Consider the following 7,546-nt stretch of genomic DNA (forward strand, 5'->3'; position numbering starts at 1 on the left):
AAATAGTTGTGGCTGGATCCCGGTCCGTTTTGCTGCTCGCATAACTGTTCCTCATTTCTAATCAGGTATTTCTATTATTCTACCATACCGAGTATTCGTGGTGTTTTTCACCACACTTCTAGTGGAGCATGGACAAAGAAGCTCTGGGGGGTTCGCGTATGGTTTCAAAAAAGGGAGTAGAGGAGTTTTCTATCAACGCCTGGCCGTCGCTGCAGACGGTGTTGTTGGACGGATGGCTACTGAGATTCGCCGAAGGATACACGAGGCGTTCGAACTCGATCAACGCGCTCTACGAAGGGGGCGAGCGATCGCTTTCGGATAAGATCGCGAAATGCGAAGCGATCTACGCGGAGGCGGGGCAGCCGGCGATTTTCAAAATCACGCCGTTCATCCATCCGCAGCTAGAAGGTTTGCTTGAAGAGCGCGGCTACAAGTCGATAGAGTCTTCGCTAGTTATGGAGTTGGAGGATTTATCTGCCGTTCCGGAACCGTCGCGCTATGAAATACAAATTGGCCACGTCAATCAAGAGTGGATCGACCGACTGATCTCGATGAACGGAATGTCCGAGAAGAATGGCCGCACGACAATGAAAATGTTCGAGAGACCGCTCATGAAGACAGGTTTCTTCACGCTCTATGACGGGCAGACGGCTATCGCTTGCGGGCTTGGAATCGCAAAAGATGAATACGTTGGGTTGTTCGACATCGTCACACACCCTCAGCATCGCGGCAAGGGGGCCGGAGAGCAGTTGCTTCGCTATATATTGAAGTGGGCGAGAGATTGCGGCGCGAAGAAAAGCTGTTTGATGGTGTCGCGGGACAACCCGCCTGCCAACCGGTTGTACGAAAAGCTGAATTACCGCACGATCTATGAATACTCCTACCGTATGCGCACTAATAAATAGTTGTCCGGCGACACAAACATGAGTGCGTTGAGAACCCTGTAATCTGGTGATTTTTTATTTGAAAGCACCTATGTTTGTGTCGCGAAGTCAAGACACAAACATAGGTGCTTAATCGTGAATGAATTTGGCTTGCAAATAAAGCATCATTTTCTAAGTCTCATTACGCAGAAGAGGGTCAACGATCTACTTAAGTTATAAACCGGTAGCCGTCATAATTCGGCAGCCGCGTTAAGCTAACGAGCAGGATAGCATGAAGATAAACCATTATTTAACATGACTTACCTATTTATTGTAAAATTGTGATGAACAATAGAAGGAAGTTGTGGGGAGTTGTTAATGGTGGAATCACTTATATCACATGCTCGTATATTTTTAGCTAACCATGGTTTTGATTGGTATGTCTGTGGCGGTGGCGCAATCGATGTGTTTCTTGGTAAGCAAACAAGAATTCATAAAGACTTGGATATTGCAGTATTTTGGGAAGATAGAAATTCTATCATTGCTTTAATGTTAGCTGCAGGCTGGAGGGTATTTGAAGCTTGTGGCGGGGGAGTAATCCACGAATTATTTCAGGTGCAAGAACCTTTTGAAAAACGAAATCTATTTTGTTTTACATCAAATGAGAATCGTTGCAAGTTAGAACCAATTGGGGATGAAAAGTATCGATTTGGTCTAGAAAAGAAGGAGCAAAAAGATTTTACCTACATAGAATTTCTTTTCAATCAGAGGGATGACGAATACTTTTACTTGCCAGGAAAAGCAAACCTTAAGAGAAGGCTAAATAAGGCTTTATTAAAATCAAATGGAGTTCCGTATTTAGCTCCAGAAGTTGTTTTATTTTATAAATCAAGATACTTAGAATACAGTCCTGATACGCTTGATCATTATCAAGATTTCGATCTTTCTTTATCGGTTCTTGATTACGAGCAAAAACAATGGTTAAGAGAATCCCTTATAAAGGAATACGCTAATGGACACGAATGGCTTAAAGGACTGTAGCAATTCGCTAAAGAAGAACGATAGTGTGGAGCTGCTTCCGGCTGTGTTCCTCTCCGGTCACCTGGTAATAAAAATTATTCGCAGCTACATTGGGATATTATGAGTATTCAAAGACCAGAATACGGCGGTGGAGAAATATGGTTTGACGGTGTTTTAATTCGTAAAGATGGTCTTTTTATTCCGGATCAGCTACTGGCATTAAATCCAGAAAATCTAAAATAAGCTGAAACCAATATTTGAACAGGGGAGTCCGCCGCGTTAGTCTGCATTTTCATTGATATAACGGAGTACGGTAACTGAATAAACACATGACGAGGCTGCAGGCACAACAATCGGCAGCCTCCATTATGTTAACTTTCAGGACAACCGACAATACCATAACCTCATTAAGCGATCGGGCAGTTTAATGCAATAGATCAGCCAATTTCGTTGACTGTAATAAGATGGATTAGATGATTGCTATGGAATAGATAAATCTTGAAAGTGAGGCTTTTACATGTCACCGGGCATTCATTTTATAAATTTGAGGCAACAGCAATGAGTTAGGTCATATTTAAATCTTAATTACTAAGGAGAACTAATGGACCCAAAAATTAAATTAATGTTCTTGGACGAACATGCCGCAGAAGGCGCTGCGCGTTATGGGGTCAGCCAAAAGGAACTGAATTTCATTGGAGGCTTTCAAAACTTTATTTATTCCTATAATCGCGATGAATTGAAGTATATTCTCCGTTTCACTCCGAGCACTCTTCGCACGTCGGAAGGACTTGAAGCAGAAGTAGATTGGATTCGTTATCTTTCAGAGAATGGTATATCAGTTTCAGAACCGATTTCTTCAGTTAATGGAGAGTATTGCGAACGAGTCCAAGGAAATACGATGGATTTTTACGTAACCTCCTTTAAACACGCAGCTGGCCGTAAAATCGGATATCCAGAATGTCTAGGTAATTCTATACTTTATGAAGAGTGCGGACGTATAACGGGCCGTCTTCATGAATTAGCGAAGCTTTACAACCCTACTATTGCCAAAAGGCACTCTTGGGAGTTTAATGAATACCTCTTACGAGCCAAAGATTATTTACCGTCAGAACTTCGACCAATCCTTTTTGCCCTTGATGAACTTAAAGCACAATTGGCGAGTCTGCCTGTTAGTGCGGATAATTTTGGTTTGATCCACGGAGATATTAATGTGGGAAATTTCACGGTCGATGAATCAGGGAGATTAACGCTCTTCGACTTCGACGAGTGCCAGTACAGTTGGTATGTCGAGGATATTGCTATCCAGCTATATTACTTGCTGTATGTATTCGGAGAAGATTCGAAGTCTGAACGTAAGGACCAATATGAACTTTTCATAAGGCACTTCGAGCTAGGCTATACAGAGCATGGCCGTCGAATGCCTGACAGCTGGAAGGATCAGTTGAAGCTTTTCCTTAAACTTCGCGAAATCATTGTAGTTGTCGGTATGCATCGGAGCTGGGATTTAAGCAAACCAGATGACTGGACCCGCGATTTCTTGCAAGATAGTATAATGAGGATTACTAAAGGTATCTCGTTGATCGATGAGTTTTGAACTCCTAAAATGGAGGATACTCATTAAGCTATCGGGAAACGATAGCTCAATAACTACGCCATGAGATCGCCGCGGACGCGCGTAAGCCTTTTCCCTGCTAACGCAGTTGGGAATAATTAAGATCGGAGGAGGATTGGTATGGGTCGAATTATTTTGGTACAACATTGTCAGTCAGAGCATCATATAAACGAAATGTCAGGAGGATGGACAGATACGCCGCTGACTGAAATAGGGAGAAAACAAGCTGGGCTAGTCGCACAGAAGCTGAAGGACAGCATAAACAGTAATGAATACATCCTCTATTCCTCAGATCTATTGAGAGCATTACAAACAGTAGAAATCATAGGAGAGCAGCTGGGACTAGAAGTAAACCAAAACAATGGACTTCGGGAAATCAACACTAGTATTGCGGTAGGTAAAACAAAAATTGGGCGAGAACCAACAGAAATCCGAAAACAGGCAGTGGCTTTGATTTAGACTATCAAGAATTTCAGAACGGTGAAACATGGAGAGAATTTTACAGGAGAGTTTGTGACTGCATAGAATTACTATGCGGGTCAGATGAGTCAAAGAACTTGTTGATTGTAACCCACGGCGGAACCTTGGCTTATATAACTGCATGATGGTTACAATTTTCCGAACAGATGCTGGCTACAGCGTACTTATCAGCATCACCTGCTAGTATTTCTATACTGACCAAAAACAGTTTTAACCAGCACGTCTTGGAGGCGTTTAACGACAAATCTCATTTGTCGTTGTTGCGTTAACGGGTAAAAGATAGCTCAAAAAAATCATCATGAAGCCGCCGCTGGATCGATTGGGCGGCTTCATTAAGCTAAGTGGCAGTAATGTTGAAGAGAAGACTATGACACGAGGTGGTAATATGCAAGCGAGTATTGCACAGAGGATTCGACTCGTTCGAGAAAGTAACGATTTCTCAGGAACAGTGGTTGTTAAAGATGAATTGAATTCCTTGGCGGAGTTGAGTTTCGGATATGCAAATCGCTCTGAACAATTATCAAATAATACATTGACGAGATATGGGATTGCCTCAGGTTGCAAGATTTTCACCGCCGTAGCTATTTGTCAGCTCGTTGATAGCGGGAAACTGTCTTTTGATTCAAGACTCAAAGACTGTGTTGATTTTGACTTTTCGAATTTTGACCAAGAGGTAACCATTCATCATCTTCTAACGCACACATCGGGAATACCGGACTACTTTGATGAAGAGGTTATGGATAATTTCGAAGAGTTGTGGCGTGAGATACCAATGTACCACATAAGAAAGCTTAAGGATTTCTTACCGCTATTTCAAAACAGACCAATGAAGTTCGACGTTGGAGCTCGATTTAGTTACAACAATGCAGGATATATTTTGTTGGGCTTGATTGTCGAAGCGGTGACTCAACAGAGCTTTGCCGAATATGTTCAAGAAAATATCTTCAATAAAGTTGGTATGGATATGTCAGGTTATTTCGAGTTGGATGCTCTTCCATCAAACACAGCACAAGGATACATCGACTTCTCGGATGGTACGTGGAAGACAAACATCTATTCATTGCCTGTCAAAGGCGGCTCCGACGGAGGGGCATTTGTAACAGCTAGTGACATGGTAAAGTTCTGGGAAGCACTTATGACACATCAGCTATTAAGCCCTACGACCGCCCAGCAAATGCTTACTGCACATACAATGGTCGATAACGACGGAAATTTCTACGGTTATGGTGTCTGGATAGTGAAAACTGGTGATGACATCGTAAAGTATCACGTTATGGGCTACGATCCTGGCGTGAGCTTCCACTCTGCGTATTACCTACGTAAATCGATTAAAGCTGTTGTCTGCTCAAATAGGTCATCAGGTGCGTATGACATGATGAAGTGTATCGATGATGAGATTTACAGTAACGGATAACAAGAGTGCAGCAATGGAACCGACCCGCCACTGAGCTGCGTTAACGGGGCAGTTATGTACGCCTGTAGCAGAACAAAGGCCGCTGCTCATCAATGGAATCGATCACGTTAAAGATATATCCGGAATTCAAATCCTTAAAGAGGATGGATCGGTTTGGACTTGGGAGTGTCAACAATTGTGCGATTTATCGAGCCCTCCCGTACAAATTCAGGGGCTGGATAACATAGCGAAGCTCACAGGTTACGGACTTGCTCTCAAAAAGGACGGGACGGTATGGATGTGGGGAAGCAGCGTAATGGCGACGCCGAAAAATGAAGACCCAGTAAAAGGTGCGGCTCCATTTCAGGTCGAAGGTTTATCCGACATCGTTGATATATCTCTCTCCTACAGCGGCGATCGCCTGCTGGCATTGAAGAAAGACGGAACGGTATGGGGGATGGGGTATTTCCCAAAAACGCACAAACAAATGATAGACTCCTTCCAGGTACGTTTTTATCCAGAATATTATAGAGAACCCGCTCCAATCGAGGGGTTAACGGATGCGGATGCGGTATACACCGGCAATCATACAAATGCAGTGATCAAGAAGGACGGATCCTTATGGATGTGGGGCTACGATCTGCACGGTACGTTTGGGCAAGCCCAATCTTTTCAGCCGATTCCGACCCGTGTGGAACTCAGTCCGGATACGGAATAACGGCATATAGAATAAAATCTAATGAAGCTGCTGCATGGCACGCGTTTGAATATATAAAAACGGTTTTATAAGAACAAGGCAAATCATTTATAATCTTACCTTGGCACTTTCCAATAAGCAGCACTTTTTCATCGATAACTAATGGCAGAACAAGTCCCGAAATCTTTGAGCTAACGAAGAACGATAGCGTAGAAAACGCATTAACGAGGCCGCCGCGGGATCAATCGGGCGGCCTCGTTAAGCTAAATGGCAGATAGTGTGGTAATATTAGGAAACAGATGTACGCTTGGGGGGAGTAAAATAATGGATGTCGTGAACGCAACAAAAGAAGATACAAGGATGGTTAGAATTAGCCGCAGAAGTTGAGTACCTATTTGGTCATATGTTGGATAACCCAAGTTTTATTCGCGCATTAGAGAAAAATATTAACCGAGGTACTGCTTATTGTGTACGAGAGAATAATGGTTCGCCAGGTGCAAACTTACTTGGTGCCGTGTTGTTTTCTTCTTCAAATGCACCAAGCTACAAAATTGGGTGGCTATCAGTTTCATCCCAATCGAGGGGAAGAGGAGTAGCGACGGTATTGCTTTATCAGGTACTAAGTCTAGTTCAGCCTTCTTCAGAAGTGTCAGTTATAACCTTTGGTGATGATATCCCTAACGGCAAAGCTGCAAGAAGCCTGTATAAAAAGTTTGGGTTTATACCTTCGAACGAGTTAATCCCAAAGGGTCCTGAGGGGGGATCTCGGCAAAAATTCATCTTAACGATTCCAGATAGGGGATTGAGCTAACCGGTAACGATAGTATGGAGCTGCCGCTAGGGTAGCTCTTTCTGATACGCGTCGAAGTAACGGGCAGCATAGCTCAAGTTACTATTACATTGGATTTGTTGGGATCGATCTTCATCGACGTTTGGGATTTTATATTATCTTCGACATGCTGACTTTTTGGTGCAGAAAATGCACGGTATTCATTTTTTATCTGCGATAAAATTTAGCTTGAAGGGAGGGAAAACGATGGATTGGTTGGGCAGGATGAATAGCGCCATGGAATATATCGAAACAAACCTAGCGGACAATATCTCATATGATGAAATAGCGCGGAGAGCCTGTTGCTCTACTTATCATTTTCAAAGAATGTTTCCGTTTATTACTGGAGTATCGTTATCTGAGTACATTCGACGTCGACGGTTGACATTAGCAGCATTTGAACTGCAGACAACAGATGTAAAGGTGATTGATGTAGCTATGAAATATGGATATGACTCGCCGGAAGCGTTTACACGGGCGTTTAAGAATCTTCATGGGATCATGCCAATATCTGCGCGCGATAAAGGCGTTTCTCTAAAAGTGTGGTGAAAAATCAGTTTTTGGCATTGTCTTTCTGACGAGCCAGTTAAAGAAAAACATTGAAATGTGTAAAAGCCAAGCAAGTTGAAGGATACGCTGTGCCTGTGAAGTT

The 7,546-nt window shown here is 43.0% G+C and carries 7 protein-coding genes and 3 pseudogenes; all 10 read left to right on the plus strand.

What is annotated here, in order from left to right; genetic code table 11:
* The first annotated feature begins 158 nt into the window (after positions 1-158).
* Positions 159-905 (plus strand): GNAT family N-acetyltransferase, encoded by a 747-nt coding sequence (locus KXG62_RS33330; RefSeq protein WP_218096315.1) that lies wholly within the window; start codon positions 159-161, stop codon positions 903-905.
* Between the two features lie 336 nt (positions 906-1,241).
* On the plus strand, positions 1,242-1,904 hold the full coding sequence (locus tag KXG62_RS33335; protein ID WP_246627762.1) for a nucleotidyltransferase domain-containing protein: 663 nt from the start codon (positions 1,242-1,244) through the stop codon (positions 1,902-1,904).
* 66 nt (positions 1,905-1,970) lie between these two features.
* Positions 1,971-2,126, plus strand: a pseudogene (locus tag KXG62_RS33340) (aminopeptidase); the annotation flags it as partial.
* 358 nt (positions 2,127-2,484) lie between these two features.
* A complete protein-coding gene (locus KXG62_RS33345) occupies positions 2,485-3,477 on the plus strand; it encodes a phosphotransferase enzyme family protein (RefSeq protein ID WP_218096317.1) in 993 nt (330 codons plus the stop codon).
* A gap of 138 nt (positions 3,478-3,615) precedes the next feature.
* Positions 3,616-3,954 (plus strand): histidine phosphatase family protein, encoded by a 339-nt coding sequence (locus tag KXG62_RS34315; protein WP_218096318.1) that lies wholly within the window; start codon positions 3,616-3,618, stop codon positions 3,952-3,954.
* A gap of 14 nt (positions 3,955-3,968) precedes the next feature.
* A pseudogene (locus KXG62_RS34765) lies at positions 3,969-4,100 on the plus strand (histidine phosphatase family protein); the annotation flags it as partial.
* A gap of 260 nt (positions 4,101-4,360) precedes the next feature.
* Positions 4,361-5,389 (plus strand): serine hydrolase domain-containing protein, encoded by a 1,029-nt coding sequence (locus KXG62_RS33360; protein WP_218096322.1) that lies wholly within the window; start codon positions 4,361-4,363, stop codon positions 5,387-5,389.
* Between the two features lie 295 nt (positions 5,390-5,684).
* Positions 5,685-6,086, plus strand: a complete 402-nt coding sequence (locus KXG62_RS33365; protein WP_218096319.1) for an RCC1 domain-containing protein — start codon at positions 5,685-5,687, stop codon at positions 6,084-6,086.
* Positions 6,087-6,468: 382 nt separating this feature from the next.
* Positions 6,469-6,876 carry a GNAT family N-acetyltransferase gene (locus tag KXG62_RS34770; protein WP_218096320.1) on the plus strand — a complete coding sequence of 136 codons (408 nt, stop codon included), beginning with the start codon at positions 6,469-6,471 and terminating at the stop codon, positions 6,874-6,876.
* A 225-nt stretch (positions 6,877-7,101) separates the two neighbouring features.
* Positions 7,102-7,440 (plus strand): annotated as a pseudogene (locus KXG62_RS33375) (helix-turn-helix transcriptional regulator); the annotation flags it as partial.
* Between the last annotated feature and the right edge of the window lie 106 nt (positions 7,441-7,546).

The sequence above is a fragment of the Paenibacillus solanacearum genome (assembly GCF_910593845.1).
Lineage (GTDB): Bacteria > Bacillota > Bacilli > Paenibacillales > NBRC-103111 > Paenibacillus_G > Paenibacillus_G solanacearum.